Below are 26,830 nucleotides of genomic sequence, written 5' to 3'. Positions count from 1 at the left end.
CAAACCTGACGAGAATAAAAAAACCGATTCCCAATTAAATTGTTATTATTATGTGCAGTTATTTAAAAAATTCAGAAACCCTAGCCAAATCCCTATAATTGCCACCTATGCTTGAAACTGCACAAACAACCCAAACTGTCAACCTCAACGAGCTTAGCACGGTAGAACTAGCTCAAGCTCTAGCAGCGCGCCTCGCCATCTCCGAAAAAGATTGGCACCGCCTCAAAGCCAACCGTTCTGCGCGGGCGGGCGAGCAAGCTGCGGCCGCTTTGGTGTTTTTGCTCAAAAAACAGCCAGAAGAAGCTCTCCCGCGCTTACAACAAGCCGCAGGATGGCTGGATCGATCGATCTCTGCTCCTCCCTGTCCCACCCACGGCAAATAATTGTGAGTCGCTGAGTCTTGAGGTGAACAGCGGATTTGTTGCTAAAAAATCAGACGATCGCGCCGCTCGATCGAGCAGCGCGATTGCGAGTTAAAAAAGATTTTATGCTTTTCTAACTCAAAACTCAAATTTTGCATTATCATCTACTATCAATAGCCAGATAATCCAAATTTTCAATCCCTGCTTCAGCGGGGAAACGAAAAAATTTGCCAGTCTAGCCGAACCTAAAACTGCTGCAAAATATCATTTCTAGTGCAAGCGAGGCAGCCGGTACCGACTGGAAACTTCTTTGCACAGCCGTAACTCTGTACCTTGAGAATTCCACTCTACCCGATCGAATATTTGGTAAAGAATAAACAGTCCCCTACCACATTCTTGTTCCACATGGGGGAGTGCAGAGTTATCTGCAACATCCTCTGCTATGAGACTGTCAAAATTATCGGTATCAAGATCGCAACCGCAAGGAGTTTTAAAGCCAGCACCTTCATCCGATATCACCCACCAGTATTGGTTTTGGACGATCGAAAAACGGACTCCAACTGTTTTACTGGGGTCTAACTTGTTTCCATGCTTAGCCGCATTTACCAAAGCTTCTTGAAGCCCTAACCGCAATTCCGCTTGCCACCGCTGTGGAACCTCTGCTAGGAGCAGATCCAAAACAGGACAAAGGTATAGGGTAGAAGCGAAGCTAATCGTAATCCAATTGCGTCCGGTCGGACGGGTTGAAATAGCAATCACTCAGAAAACTCCCTAACTTTCAGGTGGATGAACTTCACACCCTGCATAAGTTGGCTCCCTAGTATTCAAAATGCTAATTAATTGAGCTGCGCCACTCTATTTCTATCTTAGAGTATTTGAGCATTTAAGCAAAGCAAACAACGTCACAAAATATTCTGCGATTCTCAGAAACGAATAGCGGCAACACTCAGTAATTTTACTTATCAGTTTCACTTGCAACAGATTTTTGATGTCGGATCGAGGCAACTCGCAGGCGATCGCCGCGACATCTCCCAAGCCGCAAACAGTCGCGGTACGAAACGATCCCCAGCCATAAACAATCTAAAATATCTATTAAAACATCGATCCCTAGAACCATCGCCGATCGCGCCAGACTCTCTCGCCCCACAGAGCGATCGGGCCGCTTTAGGGCACGAACATCATACCTAGGTGTGTTGCCATCAAGATCTCATCTATTTCTCCTATGCCGGTCGGCGAAAAACACTCGCACTGCAGTAATCTTGATTAAATCAATATTTGTTACAAAACTTAATTCACATGAGTCAAGAACTCGCGATCGCCCAACCGGCCAAAATTGACAAATCCTTTGCTGGCGAATCTCATGCGCGTTTACCGAACTTTATAAATCTGAACCTCGCGATACAATAGTTAAAGTAAATAATTATTTCTTTACATTATGCAAACCACCCCAACCATCACCACAGCCCCTATAGCCGGCACTTACTGGCAGTGGCGGGGGCATTCAGTATACTACGTCCGATCCGGCGATCGACATCCCGAACGCCCTCCCCTGCTGTTAATTCACGGTTTTGGCGCGTCCACAGACCATTGGCGCAAAAATATCAGCGGCCTGAGCAAAGACTTTGAAGTCTGGGCGATCGACCTGATCGGATTTGGGCGATCGGCAAAACCCGAAATCCAGTACAGCGGCGACCTCTGGCGCGACCAACTCCACGACTTCATCACTAACGTCATCGGCCGGCCCGCCGTCCTCGCCGGCAACTCCCTCGGAGGCTACGCCGCCTTGTGTGTCGCCGCCCAGCGTCCCGAATCAGCCGCCGGACTCATCTTAATCAACAGCGCCGGCCCCTTCAGCGAACCCCAACCGGCACCCGAAGCCCCGCCCGTGCAAAAAGCTATATCTGTGGTAGCTAAAACCTTATTCCAGCAAGATTGGGCAAGTTTTCTGCTGTTCCAGTACGCGCGCCAGCGATCGACAATTCGGAAAACTCTAGAAAAAGTGTATCTCGACCAAAGCGCCGTCACAGACCAATTAGTAGAAGAAATTTACCTTCCCTCCTGCGATCCCGGTGCACCCAAAGTATTCGCCTCCGTATTCCGAACACCCCAAGGTGAAAAAATCGACCTATTGCTGAGTCAATTAACCTCTCCGCTGCTGATGCTGTGGGGAGAAGGCGATCCGTGGATGAATTCTGCAGACAGAAGCGCCAAATTTCGCCAACACTATCCGCAGTTGACAGAACACTTTATCAAAGCCGGTCACTGTCCCCACGATGAAGTACCGGAACAGGTAAACGAACTGATTCGCGGATGGATAATTGACCAATAGTCGATCGGCATCAAATCTGTTAATCTCCGTTAATCTGCGGTCAAAATACCTCAACCAAAAAACAAGACGACCTATTGGGGTCGTCTTATTTTATTTAATAAAAAATGCAATTTGTCAATAGCAAACAGCGACTATTTTTTCCGTTTAGCCTTATCTAACCGCCTGCGATCGCGCCACTCAACCGAAGTCAAATATGCAACCCCGCCTGTGACAGTCACCAGCAGTACAAAGGCCACTAAAACGAGAAAATTAGCAATAGAAAATTCCACAACCCCTCCTGCTTGGCTTAGATTTGAGATTATGTGCGATCGCACAACCGCAATCAAATTAGCTTGTAACGAGGAATATAAGTCCTCATCAAACTCTGCAGACTCGCATTCCTCACTACAAACCTTACAACAACTCTTCCAAAATTGTAAACCGGACATGATTAATTGCCAAAGTCCCCACGGAAACATCCTCCTTCTTCAGAGGAACGCCCCCGCTGGTGAGACTTTGAAACCGAATTCCCTTGCCAATTTCTACATGGTACCAAGCTAAGCCCATAAAAAATCTCAAAGGATAAGGGCCTCTGTCTTGAATATCATCGGGATTAGATTCCATCGGTACCCAGCCAAAGCCCGGAATATAAAACTCCAGCCAAACATGATTGAAATCTGGTTCCAGCGGCACACCTTTTCTGTCAGCAAAAGCCGGACACTTGTAACGCCCAATTGTGCGGCAAGCAATCCCGTTTAACCTTGCCAAAGCCAACAATAACCCTACGTACTCGCCACAAGAACCGATGCCGCGCCGCAGTACAATATCGGGTGTGTCTATGTGAGGCCTGATTCCGTAAGAAAGTTGGTCGTAAACAAAATTGCGAATGCTCAACAATTGCCTGAGAATGTTAGTTTCTGTGCCAATTGAGGCCACCGCAGCCGATCGCACAATCTCCGTATCCATCGCCAAATTATCATTATCCACCAAATACTTAGCTTCAAACTCCGGCGACAGTTTTGGAATTTTTTCCACATCCCGAGGCGACAATTGATACTTAATCGATCGCACTTCCAACAAAGCCTTCCAGCCAAAAATTCGCCGTTCCCCCTTCATCAGGCGATCGAACTTAAACACCGCCACCCGTTCCCCTTCCAGAATTTCCTCAGTAAAAGGCATCCCGACTGGCGTAATTTTCCTCACCTTTTGCCGATGAGTGTCCGAAGGTAAAGCAATCCGCCACTCCAAATTGTCGATTTCTACCTCATCCAGAGGAGACAGTTCCTCCACATAGGACATTTCTATCAAAAAACCGTTTGACAAAGCGTAGCATTCTGCCTCATTGTAGTGAAAAGACAAAGGGTGAATAAAAGTGCGATCGCGCTTCGTCAACTGAAAAGGATCTTCCGAATTCGGGTCATCCCGGATATAAAGCTCATCCCCCGCGTAAGCCACGTAGAGAACCTCTTCCCCAGTCTGGGAATCCTTGTGAAAAGCCAAACCAGAAGGCGATTCAAAGGGAGTCAAAATGCTAAATTTAATCTCTCCTGTGGCCCGTTCTAAACAGTAAACAGTTTGCTCAGTTTTGTCGGAAACCCAAATTTCTTCATCCCGAACTGTGATATTTTCTACTCCGATACCGGGAGCGAAAAACCGAGTAATTTCCCGACCAGTTTTCCCGTCAAAAACCAGAATATAGCCCAATCTCTGGCAAGTTACGTAAAGTGTAGATTGCCAAACAGCAATCCCGTCAACTGGATAAGAAAGGGAAACAAAATGTTCGGGTTTGAGTTGTGCGATCGCCCCATCGCGAATTGCACCCGGACAGCAACAAATATCCTGACCTCGCGCAAACCAGAGAGTATTTTCCCAAATAGCCAGCCCGGTTGCGCCCGCAAATTTAACCGTTTGATAAGGATTCAAAACAGTAGTGTTGTCAGTTTCTCGATCGATCTCCAATAGCAGCCCTTCGGCGCGATCGACAGCGAACAACCGATTTCCAAAAAAAGCAATGCCGTGCAGTGCAGATACACCGATCGGTCTTACCATTCGCAGCCCCGAAGGCTGTTTGTCCGAGATAACTGGTGAATCGAGGTTCATGCTAAATTTCTTGCCGGTATTGTACAGAAAACTTGACTTTTGACTTGTAGCCGATCGCTTGAGATCCACCGGTCTTCATTACCGAGATTCCCGGTCTCCAAAACTAACGCATCAACCGGGTTTGTTTACGAAAATACAAGTTTTAGCCTGTCGTCGTAGTTAAAAAACCCGGAATATTAGTCATTGTCAAAATTGGGTGTAACAAGGTCAACCCAACTTGCTGCTGTGAATGCAGCTAAGTATAACCACTAAACCACCGCGCCAAAACGCTACACAGAATTCTATTTCCGTCACAGCAGCCAAACTAATCGTATCTGTCTGAACATATAAATTAAGTACAACAGATTACTATATCCGCCAAAACCTTGGGTAGAATAAAAATGTGCATCGAGTTCTTAGGTTCATCAGAAGGCAGGTTCATCATGGCTTGGAAGTCTGCTCTCAATAACAGCGCCCTTTCCTTAATTCTGTCTTTACAGGCAGTTGGCACCGGTAGTTTCTTTATACCAGCCGAGGCTATCAACAGCCCCGCAAAAAGCGTCCACCGCCCCTCAACACCGCAGCTACCCCTCAACTTGCAAACAGCTCAACCCCCCGGACAGACGGGAAACAGAACCAACAGCAAGCAACCCGGAGCCGCTTGGAATAACTTTCAACCGCCGGAACAGGGAGTACCCGGAAGGCGGGAAGGGGGAGGAACCAGGGGCTTAGTCTGCCCCACTCCGATCACAGCCTTGATTCCCCAATCAACTATGGGGCAAACCATATCAGCAAAGCCGACATTTTTCTACTACATTCCCGCAGCCGTTGACAAAACAGTTCAGTTTGAGTTAGCAGACGAAAGTGACAAAACAGTATACAAAAAAAGTTTTCGGATGGTAACTAGCCGTGGTGGTATCGTTAGCGTCAGCCTAGGCTCCGACGGCAACGCGCCAGCCTTGGAAGTGGGCAAAAACTATCAATGGTACTTTACTATCAAATGTAGCCCGCAAAGCTATACAGATGATGTTCTCGTGTCCGGGTGGATCAACCGCACCGCACTCGCCCCAACAGTAAAAACACAGTTGGATCGATCGCCCGACAGTCGCGCCAAGCTCAGCATCTTCGCCCAACAAGGTCTTTGGTACGAGTACCTGGCAACTCTAGCTCAACTGCGCCTAGAGTCTCCCAGCGATAGCAGTTTAGCCACCAAGTGGTCAGAAGTGTTGAGTTCGGTCCAACTCGGCAAAATCGCCCAAGCACCATTAGTCGCCAGTGAGTTAACACCCATAACCAAAAAATAATTCTATTTGTGCGCGGCGTACCAAAAACTCGGTTTCGAGGGCGGTATCTGCCAGCGCCACAGATGATTTTGGGGGTGTTGGGGGTTTGTTTGTCGATCGTCCTGAATAAATTCAAATTTTTGTGCTCATGAGCATTTCTGGTTCGCTTGCCTCTTGAAAGCCGGACTGTTCAAATTTTTATAGTAAAATTGCGCCCAATACTAAATGGTAAACTTGCAGAGTCAAGCAGAAGACAAACTTATTTTACAAAACACATTAATTATGCGCCCGAGAGCAAATATTGCAATATTTCGGTTGGGGATTTCACTTCTAACAGCGCTTCCTATCGCTTGCTTTTATGCCAATAAAGCTATATCCCAAATAAATGATATTTCTCAGTTTTCGGCCGCTGACAACTCAGCAAATACGGACAACGAAGCATTAGCACTTCAAAAACTGGAAATCCAACAAGATGAAACTGCAACCAACTTAAATCAACTCCCCGATTTTCCCGAAAGCAGCCCGATCGAGAATCAGCCCGATCGCTGTTCTACAATTAATCAAACAGATTGTGATACGCGCCTGTCGCCCGAAGCCAAAAAGTTCGCAGACAGCCAGCCAAAATGTCATAACCCCCTAGATTGCAATGTTTTAGCCCAAAACCAACCCCAGACACCTCCAAACCTGCCACCGCCCCCGACTCAACCAGATCCAAATCGCGATCGATTTCTGCAACCAGTCCCGCAGCCTTCCCCACAACCTCCCCAAACACCACCAACAGTTGCGCCCCAACCCCCGTCACCAGTTCCGCAGCCGCTGCCGAATACGATAATTCAGGTGCAGAAAATTGAAGTAATTGACAGCACCATATTAAGTGAAGACGAAATTAATGCCTTAATCAAGCCGTTTGAGGGCCGTTCTGCCACCCTAGAACAGATCCAACAAATCGCCGACAAAATTACCGAAATTTACCTCAGTCGCGGGTACATCACTTCCAGAGCAGTCTTGCCGGCCCAAACTATCACCGCAGGGGTAGTCAAAATTCAAGTGATCGAAGGCAAGCTAGCCCGAATTGAGGTAGAAGGAAATAAAAGAGTGCATAAAAGTTACATCCGCAGCCGAATTCGACTCGGTGCCGGAATACCTTTAAGCACATCTTCATTAGAAAACCAACTCCGGCTGCTGCGAGTCGATCCTTTATTCGACAATGTAGAAGCCAGCCTGCGGGCTGGAGATAATGCAGCCGAGAGTATTCTGATCGTCAGAGTTACCGAAGCTAATCCGTTTCAATCTAGTTTCAGCTTTGACAATTACTCGCCTCCCAGCGTCGGTTCCGAAAGATTGGGGGTGAGTGTGCGGCACCGCAATATCACAGGAAATGGCGACGAACTGGCGGCGGCTTATTACCGATCGCTAGGCGATTCAGACTTGTTCGATTTCAGCTACCGCATCCCGCTAAATGCCATGAACGGCACTTTGCAACTGAGGGCGGCACCGAACCGCAACAGTATTGTACAAGCACCTTTTGACGCTTTTGATATTTCAGGAAAATCGCATTTATTTGAATTAAGTTACCGCCAGCCGCTGCTGAGAACGCCGATCGAAGAATTTGCCCTGTCTGCGGGTGTTACTTATCAGACAAGCAGAACTTTTCTCGCTGGCGAACCGTTTCCTTTTGGCATCGGCCCGGACTCCAAGGGTGTCAGCACTACCACTGCAATTAAGCTGGGACAGGACTACATTCGGCGCGACGCGCAGGGTGCTTGGGCCTTGCGATCGCAATTTACGATCGGCACTAGCTTGTTTGATGCTACTCAAAACGAAGGTTCTGTCCCTGACGGACAATTTTTGAGTTGGCTTGGTCAAGTGCAGCGAGTACAGCGATTGAACGACAAACATTTATTAATTTTGCAATCAGATTTACAGTTGTCTGCTAATAGTTTGTTACCTTCCCAGCAATTTGTAATTGGTGGCGGACAATCTTTGCGCGGCTACCGCCAAAATGCCCGTTCTGGCGATAACGGCTTCCGAGTGTCTGTCGAGGATCGGATTGCTTTGCAGCGCGATGCTTCGGGAAATCCCAAACTTCAATTAGCGCCTTTTTTGGATGCGGGTACGGTGTGGAATAATCCCAACAATCCTAATAAATTAACGAATCAGAGATTTTTAGGTGGTGTGGGTTTGGGGGTAATTTGGCAACCGATACCGCAGGTGAACCTGCGCGTAGATTACGCTTTTCCTTTGGTGAGAATTAGCGATAAAGGCGACAATTTGCAAGATAACGGCATTTACTTCAACCTAATTTATACGCCATAAGGAGAATGGGAGAGGGGGAGAGGGGGAGAGTGGGAGAGGGGGAGAGGGGGAGAATGGGAGAGGGGGAGAGTGGGAGAATGGGAGAGGGGGAGAGGGGGAGATGAACACAATATTTTCTTCTTCCCTCTTCCTTCTTCCTTCTTCCTTCTTCCTTCTTCCTTCTTCCTTCTTCCTTCTTCCTTCTTCCCTCTTCCTTCTTCCTTCTTCTATCCGATATTAATCGCCAACTTCCCCGACAACCTCCGCAGCAGCCTGAGTTTCGAGCCAGAGTTTGAGCAGCAATCGCTCCGCCCGATCGCCCAACACAGTCGCAAACACGCCCTGGGCCCCCTCAGATGCGTCATAAATCCACGTACCACGCAGAGTCACCTCCACAAAATCAGCATCAGCAACACAAAGATCGATCGCCTCGCTGTCATTTCGGCGGGCCTCAGATTCCAGCAGAGACAGCGCCGGCAAATTCGCCGGCAGCAAAAATGCCGCAGTGCTCGGTTCGACGCTGATGCTTTGACCAACTCGCATAGCCAGCACAACTCGCAGCGCCACTAACTGTTCGGGAGATTGAGCCAAACGCTCTAGGTTAAAGCCCGTTTCAGTGTAAGTCAACTTCAGCATATTGACAGCCTTAAAATTGAAATTTGTCAGTAGTCAGTTGTCAGTTGTCAGTTGTTAGTAGACTGACTAATTTCCTATTCCCCAATTTGGTATTCGTGCCAAAACATTTCGGAAAAAGCCACAGTGGGGTGCATAGGAGACTTCGGCTTAGTTCGCAAAGGCATTTGAGCTTCTATGGGAGTTCGATCGCCCTTACGAGAGTTGCACCCTTCGCAAGCAGTCACCACGTTGTCCCAAGTATGCAGCCCGCCCTTCGATCGAGGCATGACGTGATCCAGCGTCAACTGTCGGTTGCTGCCGCAGTATTGACAAGAATGAGCGTCGCGGCGCAGAACTTCCCGGCGATTGACCGGTGGCACTTTCCAAAGGCGTTCGCTGTTGGCAAAAGTCAAGCGGATGTGTTCGGGTACGTGGATGCTGGTACTGGGCGATCGCACCAGCCAGCCATTGCCGGTGCTATAATCTAGAGCTTGGGCCTTGCCTGTTACCAAAAGTACGATCGCCCGTTTGATGTTGACACGGCTCATCGGTAGGTAATTCTGGGAAAACACCACCACAGATTGCCTCAATACATCAGTTAGTACGGTCACGGCTGCCTCCTCTTCATTAGGATTTTAGATTGAAGAATTTAAAATTTTTCGACTTCGCTCAAAACAAGTTTTAGATTTGGGATTTTGGGTGTTTCACCAGCATGATTAGATTTTAGATTTGGGATTTGTGGATGTTTCACCAGCATTGTGAGATTGAAGAATTTAAAATTTTTCGACTTCGCTCAAAACAAGTTTTAGATTTAGGATTTTGGGTGTTGCACCAGCATTGGCTGAATCTGGTTTTTTGCCAGTTTCCCAAGCCTTTCCCAATTTCTCAAATATCCAATCAAATGCCCCCGCTTCTGTACGACAGAAGCGGGGGCCAAAAAAACTGCTTTCATGCAAATTTTCATCCTGTATCGGTACAGTTTTTTTAGCTGTACCTCCCGCTTCGCGTATCTTTCTCTGGCTGTGCCACTCCCAGACCGTCCCGGTCTACCTGGTTGTAATTAATTTCTGCATTTTGTCTTAATCCACTATAACCGGGTTTAATTGGGCTTATACGCGCCCGCGAGATTGCTGTGACGGTGACAAAACTCGCCATCAAGACGCGCAGTGACGAGTCGCTGCAACCCCAAGGGCGATCGCCGCGCTGCGGTTGATAGGTGGAATTGGTGGAGAGAAATATCACAGTAAGCACAAAGCGATCGGAGACCTTTAAATCTAGCTTTAAACATACTACACTGATATTACACATATGTCTACCTGTCACGGAGAAAAATAATGCATACCTTACCTAGAACGTCAACCACCGAAATGGAAGTCACCAGCATTCGACTAGAAAGAGAACTCAAGGAGAGACTCAAAGAGCTCGCCGGGAATCAAGGCTATCAAGCTTTGATTCGAGATTTGCTCTGGAATTACGTCCAGCAGAAGTCTGGAGAGTATCGCCAGATGTTTTGCAGAGAGGATATTCGAGCCAGTATTAATGCCACAGCACAGCAGGAGGAACGCTGCGCGCTTACAGGAGAAGCGATCCGAGTTAATGAGCCGATGTTATTAGGCCTGACGATGCACGGGGAAATGGTGCCGCTAAGTATGGGGAGTATGGCTGGATAAACCAGTTTACCGAGAATTTGCCCGGCCTGGGGTGAAGGCCCCAGGCGCTGAATATCAAATCCTGAAGCGTTTCGAGATATCTATTTAACGAAAGCAAGAAGACGGGAAGTGCGCGAAGGAAGATCGGAGAAGGAAGAGGTGCAGCTAATGCTAAACTTTCCATCGGGTGTGCCGCAGGATGAATGGTCAATTTGATGGAAAAATTTAAGGTAATGCTGAAAAACCGCTACTTGACTGCTGTAAGTTCGATCGCCATTCTCACAATTATCGCCGGATGCGCCGCTACGGAATCAGCCCAACTTGCAACTCCCTCTCCTATAGCCGAATCTTCCCCGCCGCCGGTTAAACCGAGTCAGCCGTTAACAGTCTCTGTCAACAATCCCGAAACTGCCACAAATACCAAAATCCAGCAATATCTCAACGGATTGACAGCCCAAGGTTCTGCCAAAGAAGACCAAGGAATCTGGATGCAATCTGGCAATACTTTGCTAGCCAACCATCAAGGTACAGTTCCTCTGTCAGCGGCATCCATTACCAAAGTAGCAACATCTCTGGTAGCCCTGCAAGAATTTGGGCCGGAACATCAATTTATTACTTTAATTAGTACCGACGGGACAATCAAAGACGGCGTATTAAAAGGCGATTTAATTATTCAGGGTAGCGAAGATCCTTTGTTTGTTTGGGAAGAGGCGATCGCCCTCGGTAACACCTTAAATCAAAAAGGCATCAAGCGCATCACTGGTAATTTGATAATTGTCGATAAATTTTACATGAACTTTGAATTAAATCCCCTCAAATCAGGAGAATTGCTCAAACAAGCATTCAACAGTCAAAACTGGCCCAGCGAAGCCGCCGCCCAGTATCAAACACTAGCTCCAAATACCCCAAAACCTCAAATAGTAATTGATGGTACTGTCAAAGTTGTGCCAGCACCTCCCACCAGCGTGCCTTTAGTCAAACATTATTCTTTGCCCCTCACCGAACTGATCAAAAAAATGAATCAGTACAGCAACAATCTCATGGCAGATATGCTCGCCGATAGTGTCGGCGGCGCGAAAATAGTTGCACAAAAAGCAGCAGCAGCAACTGGAGTTCCTCCCGCCGAAATTCAACTCGTCAACGGTTCGGGATTGAGCGAAGATAACCGTATTTCTCCCCGCGCTGCTTGTGCATTGTTTATAGCTTTAGAAGGCTATCTTAAACCTTACAGCATGACAGTTGCCGATGTCTTAACTGTAGTTGGAAAAGATGAAGGAATCCTCTCTGAACGACCGTTGCCAAAATTAGCAGTAGTCAAATCTGGCACGTTGGACAATGTTAGCGCTTTGGGCGGAGCGCTGCCAACTCAAAAACAGGAAACAGTATGGTTTGTTATTATGAATCGAGGGGCAAATGTCGAGGAATTCCGCACTCAGCAAGAGGTTTTGCTGAAAAGCTTTTTGAACGATTGGGGAACTGTTCAAGCCTCACCGGCGGAATTAACGCCAAATCCTGCTAGAAATAGTAAGGTATCTCGCAACGAAATTGTCAATTAATTTGGTTTGTAGTCAGGAGTTTCGTCCTTGATTTTTAAGTAGCGTCAGGTTCGCCACAAGCACCTAGCCCGCTTAGGGATGCAATGGACGGATTTGCGTCATTATTAGGTGTTGGCGATCGGCAATAAACAAGATTTATTACCCATCGCCCAATTCCGAGGAGTTCCCTATTTACGAAGGTGATGAAACACTCTAACGATAGAAACACCCGATTATTATCCCCATAAAACTGCTCTGTCTCTACAACTTGCGAAAATAGCCGTTGGAATACTCACAAGCATAGAGTACAGACACTTTTTCAGGCTTGTCTGCAAAAAACTCATCACAAGCACGTTTTACACCAGGCGATTTGAATGGCTCAGCAGTATGTGGACGTGAAAACACCTTTTCATCATAATAAATGCCAAATAAGCAAATAGCTCCTGGCGTTAGACGCTCGTACACATAGGGTAGTACATATTGAGTAGAGCTATATATATCGCCGTCCACAATTGCAAAGCTGATCCGATCGGGAAGACATGAAGGAACAGTATCCTCGAACCATCCTTTATGAATATGTGGTAGATCCAGTCCAACATCGGAAAAATTCTTTTTGAATTTGTCGAGTTTAGCTGTCATCGAACCTTGAGCGTATATTCCATCTTTTATATCGTCTTCTTGTAGTTTTGGAAGCCCTTCAAAGCTGTCAAACACATGAAATTGTTTCTCCGGCGCATACTCATTCAGAATTTTTTGGATCACAATGGAGCTTTCGCCGGCATTACAACCCACTTCGACAACATCACCCTCTACTTTGTATGCTGCTATTTGGCTCGCCAAATGAAAAATATTCATTCGAGCTTCTATACTTGCCATACCAGGCGTTTTTGGAATAACTTGACCGTTCAATCGCAATTTATTCAATACCCGATTAGCCAAGCGATGGCGTTTGCGTGGAGTCCGGTGATCCCAATCAAAATAAGTTGCAATGAAAGTATTGTCCATGTCGTTTACTAGATGAAGTTGTGAATAGTGGTTTAGAGAATGGATGACTTCACTTATAATTCTTGCGTCAGCAGCATAGCAGTGGAACCAAATTACATAGTTCTGAAGAGCGGTGGAAGAAACATTTTGGAACCTGCTAATAGCAAGGACTTTAAATAGAAGAAATGAAAATCCTATCTTTGCCAAGAAGTTGAAGAACGCTCACTTCATTGAGACTAGAGATAGAGTAGCGAAAGAAAATGTTGCTACCTGAGATACTCCAAATTGGTTTACTTCTCTAGAATTACACGCAGTTATGAAATTACGATGAAATGCCGATCGCTGCAAAGCATGAAATTATCTCCTTTTCAGAAGAAAGAGGCAATTAAGCTGTTGCGGCAATTAAATTTTATGTAAAAAAAACAATGAGTGGGCCGTTGCTCTGAGCATCACCCTGAATATGCAATGTTTATTTGCGCGACAGCTTAACAGCTTTGCTTGCGAGAATTTTATCGGCTATATTTTGGGGTGTATTGTGGAGTGGGTTTTGGTGGTTTGTCTGAACCATAAAATCATGCAAAAATACCAAAAGTTATAACAGGTTTTTAGTAAGGGCTTTAGTTTTTTCTGTTGATAACCTCAGATATCATCTTGATCTGGGATCGATCGCCCTAACGACTACAATGCCGATCGCGCTTTCGACTCTGCTAATATATCTTTGCAAGTCGTAAGCAACTGTCACAGCCCCAGCCGGCGAAGCGTGAATTAAACCCAGATTCCCGTCTGCATTCCTGTACACAAAACCCGTATGGGTGACATCCAATCCTTTAAGATCCGTGGCTACCGCCACAATATCCCCCGGTTTTAACTGAGAATAAATACTTTTGATCCGATTTGTCGGGATGTAATTAACAATCGTTTTGGCTAAGTCTGCTTCTTGGTTGACTATGCACTGATAAGTTGCTTCGTCTTTCACCATTTGCGGGTAACTGCTGCGGTGCTGGCTCATGAAATTTAGTGTTTTATTCATGGGCACTCCGCCTAATTCAGCGGTGATGTTTTCTACTGTTTTCCGTTTTTGATTGTCGTTAATCCACTCGGAAAAATAGTGCAGGCGGCTGCAATAACCGTTCATTTTACCGTTTACATACCGCTGTTGTTCTAGGCGATTTACAAAGTTTTGATAGTCGTAATCTTTGACGGATAAGCCTCGCGAAATCGCTAAAACGGTTTCGACAAATAAAACGCAATCAAATTTATTTAAAGTTACGATCAACTTTTCTTCGCCGGAATTGTCAAGCAAATTCTCGGCGTAGGGTTTTCCTAGGAAATTGTCGGCGATCGCCTGTAGGATTTCTCCGATCGCGCGATCGGGCAAATTTTGTTGTTTTGCATACTGTACAATCTTTTCAAAACGTGCTATATCTTCGGGTTGTGCAGCATTTTCTCTCGCGGTATTGTCTGAGTCGGCTCCTCTGACGAGCACTTCGAGCAATTGCGAATAGGAAATTTTAGGTAAATTGTTGATTTCCCAAAACAGACTCGGAAAACTGGACACAGTTTGCTTGTTTATTGTTTCCCGATTTTCGCTTTCTCTGGTCAACTCAGCCACTACATCCGCGCCCTGTGCTTCTGTTTGTCGATCGACAACAGCGACAGCAGGTGGAGGCTGAAATGCCCACACATCCGGTATCAAAGAATTATTCACAATGGCGATCGCAAATCCCCAAATAGCCGGACTCCAAAAATTTCTCATGTTTTTCAAAGGATTTTGCTTTAACCGAGTGCTATCCTGAAATCTTTACAATTATTAGAAGTCTGCATCAGCCTAGAAGAAAGCTCGAATTGGCAGTGGCGGACTCGGCTGATAAGTGTATCAGTCCATTTTAGATTTTAGATTTTAGATTTCAGATTTCAGATTTCAGAAATGAATCTCGGAGGGTCAACTACCCGGCCGCTTCGGGGTTTGTACCTGTTTTTGGGCTTGGTCATTTAAATTAGTTTCCCAAAAGAATCCGACTGTAAGCCCGCGATCCAAACCCTTATATAATCAGTGATTCGCAATTCTCAAATTTCTAATCTAAAATCTAAAATGGTATTATACGCCGACCTATTATAAACTTATCCTGCGAGTTTGATACCACAACACTGTAATGCAAGTAGACCGCCGACGCCCCCCCATCGGGCCCCAACGCCCCATCCAGCCCCGACAAAGCAGCAGCCGTCCTGTCCCATCCCGACAAAGTAGCAGCCGTCCAGTTGCATCCGGGCGCCCCATAGATTTCTGGGAAAAGTCGGTATCAATTCTTAAAATTATCTACGTTTATCTGCGTTCCTCTGCCTTATATCTGCGGTCTCTTTATCGAGAGAAGATGGATGCCAGAAGTTTAACCCAATCCCCACCCCAAAGCAGCCAGCGTCCAGTCAGGCGCAGACACAGCAGCCAGCCTCCCGTCCAATCTCGTCGCCGAGTCAGGACGAAATTTTCTCGATTAAAATACGGTAACATCCTGTGCTTAGTTGCTGGGGCGATCGCGCTTTTTTGGATTGTCACAATACCCTTCAGAATTCGCCGTCCCCCAGAACCGCCAGTCATTTTGACTCAAGAACCCCTCTCGCCGCCGATAATTCAAACACCGGAAAGTTTAGTCGATCGTCAAAGCGAGCCTACCTTCAGCTACAACATCAAAACACCTCCTAATTTAACTTACTCTCAAGAATTGCAAGGGATTGTTGATGAAGCTGTGAAGATTGCGACCAGCAAAGGACTGCCCGCAGATCAACTATCAATTAGCTTAATTGATGTTAGCAATCCCCAAACCCACAGCATTGCCGGATATCAAAATCAAAGTCTCAGATTTCCCGCTAGCGTTGCCAAATTATTTTGGATGGCAGCGTTTTACTCAGCCATAGAAAAAGGCATAATTACGCAAAAAGAATCAGCCTTCAAAAACGACCTAGAACAAATGATTGGCATCTCCAACAACGATGCCGCCAGCCGAATTTTAGACAAAATCACTGATACAAAATCAGGAGTCAGGCTCGCAGGAGAAGAGTTGCAAACATGGCTGCAAAAACGCACGCAAATTAATTCATTTTTCCAGTCAGCCGGCTACAATGATATTCGTATAAGCACCAAAAATTATCCCATATACTATTTGAAGCAAGAAGGCCCTCTCGGTCGCGATTTGCAATTGCGGGGCGATGCTTCCCAGCCAATTCGCAATCAAGTAACTAGCGATCAAGCCGCCAGATTAATATATGAAATCTATACTAGGCAAGCTGTTTCCAGCATCGCCAGCCGCAAAATGGCTTACTTGCTGACGAGAGATTTAGACCCCAAGGCCTGGAAAAATGACCCTAGCAACTCGATTAAAGGATTTTTGGGCGAGTCTTTACCAAGTAAGATTTATTTTGGTTCCAAGGTTGGCTATACTTCCAAATCCCGCAGCGAAGTGGCATTTGTCAGGACTTTGGACGATCGCGCGATTTATATCTTAGCTGTTTTTGCTGACGATCCGGCTTATTCCAGAGACGAAACAGCATTTCCGGCCATTTCGCGATACGTCTTCGATCGGCTCAACGCTCGCGAGATCAAAAGTTCGCAGTGATCTGATGTGGGGCGATCGAACAACCACAATAAAATTGGTTTGCAGTGAGGACTTTAGTTTTTTGATTCAGAAACACTGAAGTCCTCACTACAAACCTAATTAATTGGTTCCTAGTGAGGACTTTAGTCGTTCTGAATCAACCATTGTACAAACAATTTAACTGGGGCGAAAGGATTCGAACCTCTGAATGGCTGGACCAAAACCAGCTGCCTTACCACTTGGCGACGCCCCAACGTCTTAACCTTCATCATATTAGCATTCAAACACCTAAATCTGTCAAGCATTTTGACAGTAAAATCTCAAAAATATTTTTGAAACCGATCGCCCGCCAGTTTTTTGTTTGACCGGCGCGGGGCGATAAAGCGGGATTTAAATCCAGAAATCGCCTCCCTGTAAGGGTTCCGAGATACACTTCAAACTGCAACCCTGTTGTTCCACCACAATCTGGTAGCTGATAGACAAGCCTAGTCCCGTACCCTGCCCCATCGGGGTTAGTGATAAAGAAAGGGCCAAACAAGCGGGATTTAGCTTTTTGGGTCAATCTCGGCCCGCTGTCGCGAATCCGAATCACCACAAATTTGCCGTTAGCGGAGCCCGCCCCTACGGGGGCTGCGCCAACGAAGAGGATCGACTTTCCAAACTCAGCATCCTCCCACTCTCTGGCCACCAGCGCCGTCGAGATGGCGATCGTCTTGGGCGCGGGCCGATTTTCCCAAGAGTCGATCGCATTCCCCAAAATAGTCATAAATACTTGGTTGAGAGCTCCGGGATAGCACTCTACCTTCGGCAAGTCGCCCTAGTCTTTAATTACCTCAATTCCCGGTATCAGCCCGTTGGACTTCAAGCCGCCCTGCAAAATCAGCAGCCTGCTGTCAACCCCTTCGTGAATGTCCACCGGCTTCAATACCGGCCCCAGCAAAACAAGCTCTATATTTTGTGTCGGGAGACTGTGGGCACAAGTCGCGTGCAGCCTGCTTGCGCCCAACTCAGAGCAACCCCTTGACTGAAATTGAAACTTTTGAGTTATGGAATTAGGACACCGCAGATCTAAATACGATACAAATTATATTTCGACTTGACTGTGCTTTTTAATACTCCGGCTGGGTGAATCTAAGAGCCTCCCCAGGGAAAAAAACGCTTCACCCATACATCGCGGATAGCAGTTTACAGAGAATTTTTGAATAAGTCAGTCCTAGAGGCAGGCGAGGCACAAAACCCGGGTTTTTTTCCTCAAGCATCTCTGGGATGAGCAACGATTTTCCAAGAAACCGGATTTTTTGGAGCAAGTTCTCTAAATTTAAGTGTATTTTAAGGGACTTGTCTAATCGTGCGTAGGAGGCTTGCTGGTAGATTAAAATAATCAATTTGTGCCACAATACCAGTGCGGTTTACGAGTCTGTGCCACAGACTACTCAATTACAGTGAGAAAATGAAGTACAAAAGATTGCCAAAATGTTAAACTTTGTAACGATAGTTGGTCAAACTCGACCGTCGAGGGTTTTAGCATTGAGATGGAGATTTTGCAAGTGTTGTAATAGGCGATCGACTTTTCTAGCCATCCCTGTTTTCGAGCCCTTCGACATGGCGAAAATTATGTTTTATCTTTTCAAGAATTATAAATAAACCGGGAGAAGAATATGTCTGCAACTAGCATTCAAATACCAACTATTTTGGCAGTTGATGATAGCGTCGTAATGCAAGGACTGGTCAAACAAGCCTTAAGCAAAGAGTTTCGAGTTCTCGTTACAGACAATGCAGTCGATGCTTTATCAACGATTTATCACGAACAAATTTCTGTTTTGTTGCTCGATGTTTCGATGCCTGGTATTGACGGATTGGAACTCTGTCGCACAGTACGAAGCTTACCTCAATTTCAAAATTTGCCGATCGTGATGCTGACAGCCAGAGATGGAGCCTTTGATAAGGTGCAGGGTCGTTTGGCGGGAGCAACCGAGTATTTAACTAAGCCCTTTGATGCTGAAAAGTTGCGCGAAGTTATTGGTAAGTTTATCACTCTAAAATCATAAAAGAAGATGGGCGCGGTTTCAACCGCCGTCTCCTTCTATAGCAGTTAGATCTCTCATAGGAGGTATTGACAGATCGATCGCTCAATCCCTCAATCCCCCAATTCCTCAATCTAAAATGTCAACTCCTCACCACGCTTGAAAAAGGCTATATATTTTCCCTAAGTGCTAAACTTTTAACTTAGCCAACAGCAGGGGAGCGATCGCGCTGATGGGTAAAACGTGCTGAGCTGCACCAAGGGCGATCGCCTCTTTCGGCATTCCAAAAACCACGCAACTGTCTCGATCTTGAGCAATTGTCAAGCCTCCTACTCGCGCGATCGCCAGCATACCCTCAGCACCGTCTCTACCCATTCCTGTTAGCAAAACACCAGCAGCCCCCCTACCATAAAAATTAGCAACTGACTTAAAAGTTACCGTTACAGATGGGCAGTGTCCCCCTTCACCAGCACCTTCCGAATAAATAAATCTCCCTTGAGAATCCAATTCTAAATGACGCTTTTCAGGCGGAAAATAAATAATCCCAGCTTGCGGTAATTCCCGCAAACCAGCTATTCTCACCGGCAGTTTAGATTCACAACCCAACCAGTTAACCAATCCCTGCAAAAATCCTTCACTGATATGCTGGATGCAAATTACCGGCACTGGCAAATTAGCTGGAAACTGCGAAATAATCGACTGCAGCGCTTGTGGCCCGCCTGTAGACGCGCCTACAGCCAATAATTTAATAGTTTGAGGCTTAAGATTTTCCCTGGATAATTGGTAATTGTTCACTGATAATTGATTAATTTTTGGGCTGGGGCGATCGCTTGTTTCGATTCCTCCCAGCCTTTGATGCCGCGTAAATACTTTAACTCCCGACAAAACTTTAACTTTAGCAATTAATTCATTCGCGAGACGAGCGTAATCTGATGCCAACCCGCCAATCGGTTTGGGGAAAACATCTAATGCACCTGCTTTCATAAGTTCAAATACATTTTGAGTATCGCTTGCTTGTACAGAAGCACTAATTATTAAAATCGGTCGCGGGTATTTTTTCATCACTTCCTGCGTGAATTCTAACCCGTTCATTTTTGCCATATTAAAATCCGTACAGATAACGTCCGGCTGAAGTTTCGGAATTAATTCTAGTGCTTCTAACCCGTTGCAAGCGGTTCCTACAACTTGGATTTCTGGCGAAGCATCCAAAATGCGCTTGAGGACGATCGTAGCTACTGGCGAATCTTCTACTAACAATACTTTTATGACCGAAGACATGAATTTTTTAAGTAATTGGGAATGAATAATTAGGAATTGGGCCCAGCGAAGCGGAGGGATTGGGAATTGGGAATCGATAATTGGGAATTGGGCCCAGCGAAGCGGAGGGATTGGGAATTGGTAGCCGTCTATCCCACTCTCCCACTCTCCAACTCTCCCACTCTTCCTATCTTCCTTCCCCTTGCCCTTCCCCTTCTTCTACAATTAAACTAACCTTTTCAAGGTTTCTATTAATACATCTTGATTGAACGTACCTTTAGGAATATAAGCATTAGCCCCGGCATCAGCCCCTCTTTTTCGATCTTCATCCGATGCCAAAGATGTTACCAAAATAATCGGCAACTCATTGTATTCTTTTTGCTCGCGAATTTTAACAGTAAGTCCTAAGCCATCCAAATTTGGCATTTGTATATCAGAAATCAGAGCATCAAAGTAGCGAGTTTTTAATTTATTGAAAGCATCCAATCCATCTACTGCTGTCACTACTTCATAACCTGCACCTTCGAGGATGCGCTTTTCTTGAGTGCGGGTAGCGATCGAATCTTCTGCTAAAAGTATAACTTGTTTTTGGCTGACCGTCTCAACGGGCGATCGCCCGCCAGAAACCTCACGCGACGAAACTTGTTTGCGTACAGATTTTATCAAATCGTGAGGATTGAGTACCATACAAACTTCCCCCGTTCCGAGAATCGTTGCACCTGAAACATTTCGCACCCGTTTCAGCAATTGACTTTGAGGTTTAATCACCACATCCTGTGCGTCAATCAAAGTATCTATAAATAATCCCAATCTTTCCTCCCCAACTTTCAGGACAATACAAGACATTTTTTGAGAATTTGAAGTCAGGGATTCTCCCTCTATTTTCCTGTTGAGTTTTTTCCAACTTTCCTCTCTCCACTCCTGATTTTGAGGCAGCCATTCTCCCTTGTTTAATTCTAATAAATCTGCCAAATACGCAACTGATAGCGGCTGACCATCGACAAGTATAGTTGCTTTCCCTTCTAAAGGAAAAATATCAGAATTAGCCACCATTATTCCGGTATCAACAAACTCAATTGGCAGCGCATAAGCAACACCTTCAACAGCTATAATTAATACATTAGCAGTAGCTATAGATGTGCCGATAGTTAGCCGAAAAATACATTCTTTTCCTGGTACAGATTCAACTTGAATACTGCCTTTTAGTGATTCAACATTAATCCGAACTACATCTAAACCAACCCCCCGGCCAGAGACTTCCGTAACAAATGTTCTGGTGGAAAAACCCGGAGCAAAAATCAACGATTGAATTTGGCTTTCTGTCATGACGGCGAGTGCTTCCGGCGTGCAGACGTTGCGTTTGACAGCAGTTTGTTTAATGCGATCGAGATTCAGCCCCTGGCCATCATCAGCAACTTCAATGATAATATTACTAGCAGTCTGGTAGCCTTTAATTCGGAGAGTAGCCACGGGAGGTTTGCCGAGCCTTTCGCGTTCGGCGGTAGTCTCGATGCCGTGGTCGATCGCATTCCGAATCAGGTGCATCAAAGGGTCTTTCATTTCTTCTAAAATGCGTTTATCAGCTAAAGTTTCCCCACCTTCAATGACTAATGCAACTTCTTTTTCTTCCTGCTTCGCCAAGTCTCTAACCGCTCGGGGAAATATATTAAAAATATTAGACAAAGGCAGCAGTCTAAGAGTGCGAATTCCTGAGCTTAATTCCTCCGTAATTAATTCGAGTCTAGCCGTATCTTCATCAACTAGATTGTTCAAGCGATTTACTAAAGTTCCCAGATGTTCTAAATGTTCTTCAGTCCGCTGGTAATATTTCTGAAACTGCATGAATATCTCGTTTTGTTCAGATCCGGTTGTCTCAGTTTCTATTTGATGATCAGCCAACCGATTTATAAAAGATTCTCGGCTCCAATCTTCCCACAAAGTGGTAATTTTTTCGAGTTCAGCAAGTCGGTGTACTAACCGAGTTTTGGTAACAGTTAGTTCCCCTGCTTGAGTCATTAAATCGTCTAAATTTTTGGTAGCAACGCGAATTGTTTCGATGCGGTAAGACGAACTAGAAGAACCATTCTTAACAGTCGGTTCGGAAGCCGATGTAGCAGCGGGGCCAGAAGCGGCAGGCAATTTTTGAGATTTCGACAGCAATTCTCGCTCCGATTGTATCGTCAAAAAAGAGAAATTACGATCTAAATTAGTGGCTAAAGAAGTTTCATTGTTTGTTTCTGGTGGCGTATTTTCCGAATTAGTAAATTGCGTTTTTACTAATTCTTGTTCTGGTACTTGTGAAGATGATAGTTCTGCTGTCGGGGCGGCGGGCTGGGGATTGCTAGAAGCACCCATCATGCTAGCGAGCACGTAAAATGTATTGACACCGGAATCTTGACCCGTGACGGCTTCGTTAACGAGTTGGCGAAGCGCCTCTAAACCTTGGGAAAGTCGATCGCTAAGCTCTGGATTTAGTTGAGTTTCTCCCCGCTTGATACCTCCCAAAATATGCTCTATTTGATGAGCTAAAGATGCTACATTTTTTACGCCCAACATCCCAGCATCACCTTTAAGAGAATGGGTTTCCCGCAGCAATTCTTCTAACTTAGCTAAGTCTCTTGGGTGTTGTTCTAAGTACAGAAATCCATCGTCTAGTTTCTGCAAGTGTTCTTGACTAGCAATTTTAAATACATCTCGTAGTTCTTGATCTTCTATCATATATATCTTTGGGTAAGCGGTAATCGCTAATTGGTAATCGCTAATTGGTAATCGCTAATTCTTCGGGAGCATCTCAGTTTTGCAAAAAGCATTTTTTTTATCATAGTACGAGCTTAATATCTCGCGTATTGTACAAATCGCGAGCGGGGAGGCTCGCACTGTAAATGCAAAACTGAAATGCGCCCAATTTTTGATTAAATCCATTAAATCCATTAAATCCCGTATACCCCTCGTTTCCGAACTTCCTTCTGACATCACAGACTTGAAATTTAATGCAGCTTCGTTAGGTTTTTGAGTGCCGATTTTGGCTTGAGTAATGCCGCTGACTGTTTGAAAAGCGGCTTGGTTGAGAGAATTCATGGCATCACCTACTTGCTGAATAGCGATCGCCTGCTGTTTAATATTAAAAGAAATTTGTTGATTGCTAGTAAACACCAGATTGCAAGCTTCCAGAAGCCCCGTAAAAGCTTCTGCCATATCTCGTGCTGTTTTCACGCCTGTTATATCAAATCCTCTCTTCATCGGAATAGTAAATTCACTGTTGACTGTTGACTGTTGACTGTTGACTGTTGATTATTAACATCATGTATGAGTGCAACCGGAATTGATATTACTGCAGTTTTGGCTCCCTCTTATGTTGCTTTCACAGTCGAGTAGATCGCACGTTTAATCTCTGGAATAATACCATTAATCTTTTGTGCCACTTCTTGGCTTTCCTCTGCTAACTTGCGAATTTCCCTTGCTACCAACGCCAAACCTTTATCGTACTCATCGGCTCTGACTGCTTTCACGGCGGCGTTGAGAGCCAGGATATTCCTATGGCTGGCTAAATCGCTAACCAAACTTGCTAAAGTCGAGATATTGCCAAGCTGACTTGTACTGTCATCAAGGGGAAAAGGGGCTTACAGTTGCATATTTTTGTGAAGCTATCAGAACTAATTGCTATTCTTAAACAACTGCTTTTAGATCTAAAGCAGCTTCATTCAATTTTTGAGTACCGACTTTAGTTTGAGTGATACCGGAAGCCGTTTGTGCTGCTGCTTGGTTGAGTGAGTTCATAGCTTCCACCACTTGCTCGATCGCGATTGCTTGCTGTTTGGCGTTCAGCGAAATTTGCTGAGAGGTCAAAACCACATTGTTAATTGCATCAGCCACTCCAGCAAAGGCTGCTGCGGTTTCTGAGGCAATATTTACACCAAATTCTACAGTTTTAGTTCCTTCATCTGTTACCATTACTGTTGAGTTAATCGCCTTTTGAATATCAGCAACTAAGAGATTAATTTGCGTAGCAGATTTTTTACTGCGATCGGCTAGTTTGCGAATTTCTGACGCGACAACGCCAAATCCCTTGCCGTGTTCGCCCGCCCGCACTGCCTCCACGGCAGCATTAAGCGCTAACATATTAGTCTGATTTGCCAAATCGCTAACGACAGTTGAGATATTGCCAATGCGATCGGTTTGCTCGCTCAACTGCATAATTTGCCCTTGCATATCCTGCACTTTTGTTTTCAGGGTTGCCATTGCTTCTAAAGTTTGTTCGACAGCTTTTGTACCTGTTCCAGCTAAATTTAAAGCTTGTATTGCTTGAGATGCGGCAGTTTCTATCTGCTGTGAAGTCGCGCGAGAAGATGCACCCAATTCGTCCATCGTCGTAGTAGTTTGATTGACTGAAGCTGCTTGCTGGCTTGCCATGCGTTCCTGTTCTTCAACTGTTGCTGCAATCTCAGTGGAAGAAGTGGCGATCGAACTAATTGCGCGATCGATAGTTCCGACAATTCCTGACGAAATCAGCCAAGCTATGCCCGCACCAAACAGCATTAAAAGCACCGAAGCAACCAGCAGCGTCGATATCAAAAAGTGTAAAGCTTCCTTTGTTATCTGCGTTTTTTCCTTAATTATATTTAATTCTGCTTCCCGAAATACCCGGTTCACTTCCACAAATTCATTCACAAAATTTGTGTACTTGCCTGTATTAAATAGAGCGATGGCTTTCTCTTTTTGATTTTGCTGCAATAAGCGAACAATTTCGTTAGAACCATCATAATATTCGTTGACTAGCTCTCGCATCCTATACAAACGGGTTTTCTGTGAGGGATCTTTAACGATCTGCTCTACATTATTCGCCGACTGGCGAGCTAATTGTGCACCTACTTGAAAATCCTTTAAAAACTGCTGATTTTTATTAATTATATACCCGCGCATCCCCCGTACCATTTGCTCCGCACCTGCGGATATTTTACTGGTTTGTCCGATTACTTGCTCTACTCTTTCTGTTTCTTGGAAAGTGTTAAACACCTGATTGGTAGTAGCGATAACTATTACGGGAAACCCTAAGTATATAGTTGCTGGCACTAGATATCCGAGCAGTATCTTGTTTCTAATGTTTAAATTGTTAATTTTAGCAAACATCTTTTTTCCTGAATTTAAGATGGGATTTCTGTTGGTAATATTGTGACGCTGCGCTTGTCGTTAGGAATACCGCCTTAACAACAGAAATCAGCCGGCAACTTCTGGCAGCGATGCCGTGCAGTGACACTAACAAATAATATCATAGCAAATTCCGTTTTATTGCTATAGCGGTTCTTAATTTTTGTGAGACATGAGGGCGAGTAATTACATGGCTTACACCCAAAGGTCAATCAACTGGGTTTTTAACCGAGATTGAGGTTTTTTTGGGAGTATTTGGGTGATAAAATTAGCTCTATGGCAACCTATATATAATTCCTAAATTACCAGTTACGAAAAATCCCAGTGTAGGGCGCTTTTGCTGATAAAGGCTATATCTTTTCTTGAATTTTCGGTGACGCGGACTTCGTTAGTGTCGGCGCAATTCCGATGGCTGATAAAATCTTTTTTCAAACCTCCTCGTCAACAACAATTCCCCCTTGTTTCAGGAGTTTATGTAAGTTGAGAACAGCGATAATTTTTTCTTTGTAAATAGTTGTACCGAGCAGATATTCGCGGTTTTCCGAAGTTAGTGCAGCAGGAATAGTCCCAAGCTCTGCCACATTCAAATATATAATATTTAAGATTTCATCAACAACTATACCTGCAACCAAATCTTCAATTTCAACAACGATCGCCTTAGATAGAGATTTTGTATCTGCCGACATACTTAAAACATTCCGAATATCCACTAGCGTCAGAATCTCGCCCCGCAAATTCATATTTCCAATAATGCGATCGGGAGTGCAAGGAACCGGAGTTACTTGGCGAATGTCAGTAAATTCACGCACTACCTCTAGATTAATACCAAAATATTCGTCGTTTAAGAGAACCACCGCCAGCGACAGATTAATTGCTTCAGAATTTTTGCGATCGCCCAAGAGCCTCAAATTGTCAGCTCGCTCTCGAAAAATTGCCTTTTCTTCCGGCAGAGCATTCGGACAAAAAACGCGAGGCTGGCTCAAAAAATTAGCATTTTCCGCTAACAATTTTGGATCTATTTCTAACTGCAAATTTTGGCCCTCTACCTTGCCGGATAACGCCCCAGAGCCTGCAATGCTTGCAGAAAAGGGAATTTCTGCCTCTGTTTTGTCGGGAGAATATCGAATTAGGCGATCGAGATTTAGCAGCATGATCATATCGGCTTCACAGCGAGCAAATCCAGCTACAAAATGATGCGAGGCCTCTGAGTTGTCTCGCCCGTAAGATAGCTGCGGAGTTATTGCATCTTCCGGGATCTGCTTAACTTCGGTAACTTCATTAACAATGATGGCAACTCGAACTTCTTGCCATTCTATAACGATCGCACTATCTGTCAAACAATACTCGTGCCACAGATACCCAAAACGAAGATTTAGATCCATCACCGGCAGAATAGAGCCCCTGAGATCGATCGCCCCAACAATATCTGGAGGCGCTTCGGCGATAGGTGTGAGCTCCGGTAGAAAGAAAATTTCCCGAACGCAGGCGACTTCTACACCCCAGAGCAAACCGTTCTGTTTAAATATAAGATACGGCTTAGTTTCCATATTGATTGTGACACTTTATTGACTGGGACTTGGGAAAAATCAGGGCTAGTATGCTAGAGCGATCGAGGCAGAACATCTGTGTTTTGCATTTAATAACGCACCTCAAGAAATATTGAGGTGTACGATCAAGAAAAAATGCTTTTTTCAAACCCCCAGA

The 26,830-nt window shown here is 45.2% G+C and carries 25 protein-coding genes and 1 tRNA gene; 9 read left to right on the top strand and 17 right to left on the bottom strand.

The features are described from left to right. Positions 1-107: 107 nt before the first annotated feature. On the top strand, positions 108-383 hold the full coding sequence (locus QUB13_RS15585) for a DUF6439 family protein (protein WP_194010122.1): 276 nt from the start codon (positions 108-110) through the stop codon (positions 381-383). A gap of 249 nt (positions 384-632) precedes the next feature. Here the strand turns inward: QUB13_RS15585 and QUB13_RS15580 are convergent, their stop codons facing one another. Continuing rightward, positions 633-1,121, bottom strand: coding sequence for an ATP-binding protein (locus QUB13_RS15580; RefSeq protein ID WP_194010121.1), 489 nt, complete (start codon positions 1,119-1,121; stop codon positions 633-635). Between the two features lie 213 nt (positions 1,122-1,334). Here QUB13_RS15580 and QUB13_RS15575 point away from each other — a divergent pair, with 213 nt between their 5' ends. Together QUB13_RS15575 and QUB13_RS15570 are read left to right on the top strand one after the other, a co-directional pair. After that, positions 1,335-1,550 carry a hypothetical protein gene (locus QUB13_RS15575; RefSeq protein WP_333382245.1) on the top strand — a complete coding sequence of 72 codons (216 nt, stop codon included), beginning with the start codon at positions 1,335-1,337 and terminating at the stop codon, positions 1,548-1,550. A 247-nt stretch (positions 1,551-1,797) separates the two neighbouring features. Beyond that, positions 1,798-2,691, top strand: a complete 894-nt coding sequence (locus QUB13_RS15570) for an alpha/beta fold hydrolase (RefSeq protein WP_333382243.1) — start codon at positions 1,798-1,800, stop codon at positions 2,689-2,691. Between the two features lie 131 nt (positions 2,692-2,822). Here QUB13_RS15570 and QUB13_RS15565 read toward each other — a convergent pair whose 3' ends face one another. Both QUB13_RS15565 and QUB13_RS15560 read right to left on the bottom strand, forming a co-directional pair. Beyond that, a complete protein-coding gene (locus tag QUB13_RS15565; protein WP_194010119.1) occupies positions 2,823-2,960 on the bottom strand; it encodes a hypothetical protein in 138 nt (45 codons plus the stop codon). Between the two features lie 124 nt (positions 2,961-3,084). After that, positions 3,085-4,770, bottom strand: a complete 1,686-nt coding sequence (locus QUB13_RS15560) for a transglutaminase domain-containing protein (protein WP_333382241.1) — start codon at positions 4,768-4,770, stop codon at positions 3,085-3,087. A gap of 422 nt (positions 4,771-5,192) precedes the next feature. On the opposite strand from QUB13_RS15560, the gene QUB13_RS15555 reads away from it, so the two are divergent. Then, complete coding sequence (locus tag QUB13_RS15555) at positions 5,193-6,053, top strand: DUF928 domain-containing protein (RefSeq protein WP_333382239.1); 861 nt, start codon at positions 5,193-5,195, stop codon at positions 6,051-6,053. Positions 6,054-6,257: 204 nt separating this feature from the next. Continuing rightward, positions 6,258-8,348, top strand: a complete 2,091-nt coding sequence (locus tag QUB13_RS15550) for a ShlB/FhaC/HecB family hemolysin secretion/activation protein (RefSeq protein ID WP_333382237.1) — start codon at positions 6,258-6,260, stop codon at positions 8,346-8,348. Positions 8,349-8,564: 216 nt separating this feature from the next. On the opposite strand, the gene QUB13_RS15545 is transcribed toward QUB13_RS15550, so the two are convergent. The 3 genes from QUB13_RS15545 to QUB13_RS15535 all read right to left on the bottom strand — a co-directional run bounded on the left by QUB13_RS15545 (position 8,565) and on the right by QUB13_RS15535 (position 10,250). Then, positions 8,565-8,963, bottom strand: coding sequence for an alr0857 family protein (locus QUB13_RS15545; RefSeq protein WP_194066361.1), 399 nt, complete (start codon positions 8,961-8,963; stop codon positions 8,565-8,567). A gap of 74 nt (positions 8,964-9,037) precedes the next feature. After that, the gene (locus QUB13_RS15540) at positions 9,038-9,553 is read right to left on the bottom strand and encodes an HNH endonuclease (protein WP_333382235.1); all 516 of its coding nucleotides are present in this window, start codon (positions 9,551-9,553) and stop codon (positions 9,038-9,040) included. Between the two features lie 373 nt (positions 9,554-9,926). After that, the gene (locus QUB13_RS15535) at positions 9,927-10,250 is read right to left on the bottom strand and encodes a hypothetical protein (protein WP_194066358.1); all 324 of its coding nucleotides are present in this window, start codon (positions 10,248-10,250) and stop codon (positions 9,927-9,929) included. 26 nt (positions 10,251-10,276) lie between these two features. Here QUB13_RS15535 and QUB13_RS15530 point away from each other — a divergent pair, with 26 nt between their 5' ends. Beyond that, a complete protein-coding gene (locus QUB13_RS15530) occupies positions 10,277-10,612 on the top strand; it encodes a hypothetical protein (RefSeq protein WP_194012344.1) in 336 nt (111 codons plus the stop codon). Positions 10,613-10,794: 182 nt separating this feature from the next. Next, entirely contained in the window at positions 10,795-12,147 is a 1,353-nt protein-coding gene (locus tag QUB13_RS15525; protein ID WP_333382232.1) for a D-alanyl-D-alanine carboxypeptidase, read from the top strand. 240 nt (positions 12,148-12,387) lie between these two features. Here QUB13_RS15525 and QUB13_RS15520 read toward each other — a convergent pair whose 3' ends face one another. Then, positions 12,388-13,131: a TylF/MycF/NovP-related O-methyltransferase gene (locus QUB13_RS15520; RefSeq protein WP_333090131.1), complete on the bottom strand. Its 744-nt coding sequence runs from the start codon at positions 13,129-13,131 to the stop codon at positions 12,388-12,390. Positions 13,132-13,756: 625 nt separating this feature from the next. After that, positions 13,757-14,866 carry an N-acetylmuramoyl-L-alanine amidase-like domain-containing protein gene (locus tag QUB13_RS15515; protein ID WP_333382230.1) on the bottom strand — a complete coding sequence of 370 codons (1,110 nt, stop codon included), beginning with the start codon at positions 14,864-14,866 and terminating at the stop codon, positions 13,757-13,759. A 397-nt stretch (positions 14,867-15,263) separates the two neighbouring features. Between QUB13_RS15515 and QUB13_RS15510 the strand changes: the two genes are divergently transcribed. Continuing rightward, a complete protein-coding gene (locus QUB13_RS15510; protein WP_333382228.1) occupies positions 15,264-16,721 on the top strand; it encodes a serine hydrolase in 1,458 nt (485 codons plus the stop codon). 160 nt (positions 16,722-16,881) lie between these two features. Here QUB13_RS15510 and QUB13_RS15505 read toward each other — a convergent pair. The 3 genes from QUB13_RS15505 to QUB13_RS15495 all read right to left on the bottom strand — a co-directional run bounded on the left by QUB13_RS15505 (position 16,882) and on the right by QUB13_RS15495 (position 17,706). After that, a tRNA-Gln gene (locus QUB13_RS15505) sits at positions 16,882-16,953 on the bottom strand. A gap of 27 nt (positions 16,954-16,980) precedes the next feature. After that, positions 16,981-17,511, bottom strand: a complete 531-nt coding sequence (locus QUB13_RS15500) for a hypothetical protein (protein WP_333382226.1) — start codon at positions 17,509-17,511, stop codon at positions 16,981-16,983. A 6-nt stretch (positions 17,512-17,517) separates the two neighbouring features. Then, a complete protein-coding gene (locus QUB13_RS15495) occupies positions 17,518-17,706 on the bottom strand; it encodes a hypothetical protein (protein WP_333382224.1) in 189 nt (62 codons plus the stop codon). Positions 17,707-18,358: 652 nt separating this feature from the next. On the opposite strand from QUB13_RS15495, the gene QUB13_RS15490 reads away from it, so the two are divergent. Continuing rightward, positions 18,359-18,748: a response regulator gene (locus QUB13_RS15490; RefSeq protein ID WP_194013022.1), complete on the top strand. Its 390-nt coding sequence runs from the start codon at positions 18,359-18,361 to the stop codon at positions 18,746-18,748. A gap of 165 nt (positions 18,749-18,913) precedes the next feature. Here the strand turns inward: QUB13_RS15490 and cheB are convergent, their stop codons facing one another. From cheB to QUB13_RS15460, 6 genes are all read right to left on the bottom strand, one after another. Then, positions 18,914-20,002: a chemotaxis-specific protein-glutamate methyltransferase CheB gene (gene cheB / locus QUB13_RS15485; protein WP_333382221.1), complete on the bottom strand. Its 1,089-nt coding sequence runs from the start codon at positions 20,000-20,002 to the stop codon at positions 18,914-18,916. Between the two features lie 204 nt (positions 20,003-20,206). Beyond that, complete coding sequence (locus QUB13_RS15480; RefSeq protein ID WP_333382219.1) at positions 20,207-22,699, bottom strand: hybrid sensor histidine kinase/response regulator; 2,493 nt, start codon at positions 22,697-22,699, stop codon at positions 20,207-20,209. Between the two features lie 54 nt (positions 22,700-22,753). Then, positions 22,754-23,221, bottom strand: coding sequence for a hypothetical protein (locus QUB13_RS15475; RefSeq protein WP_333382217.1), 468 nt, complete (start codon positions 23,219-23,221; stop codon positions 22,754-22,756). Between the two features lie 110 nt (positions 23,222-23,331). After that, positions 23,332-23,541, bottom strand: a complete 210-nt coding sequence (locus QUB13_RS15470; protein WP_442922171.1) for a methyl-accepting chemotaxis protein — start codon at positions 23,539-23,541, stop codon at positions 23,332-23,334. Between the two features lie 106 nt (positions 23,542-23,647). Continuing rightward, complete coding sequence (locus QUB13_RS15465; RefSeq protein ID WP_333382215.1) at positions 23,648-25,108, bottom strand: methyl-accepting chemotaxis protein; 1,461 nt, start codon at positions 25,106-25,108, stop codon at positions 23,648-23,650. 446 nt (positions 25,109-25,554) lie between these two features. Further along, positions 25,555-26,673 carry a chemotaxis protein CheW gene (locus tag QUB13_RS15460; RefSeq protein WP_333382213.1) on the bottom strand — a complete coding sequence of 373 codons (1,119 nt, stop codon included), beginning with the start codon at positions 26,671-26,673 and terminating at the stop codon, positions 25,555-25,557. Positions 26,674-26,830 lie beyond the last annotated feature (157 nt).

It is taken from the genome of Microcoleus sp. B4-D4 (assembly GCF_036705185.1).
Lineage (GTDB): Bacteria > Cyanobacteriota > Cyanobacteriia > Cyanobacteriales > Microcoleaceae > Microcoleus.
Note: the sequence above shows the minus strand (reverse complement) of the source record. Positions and strands in the feature narration are given on the sequence as shown.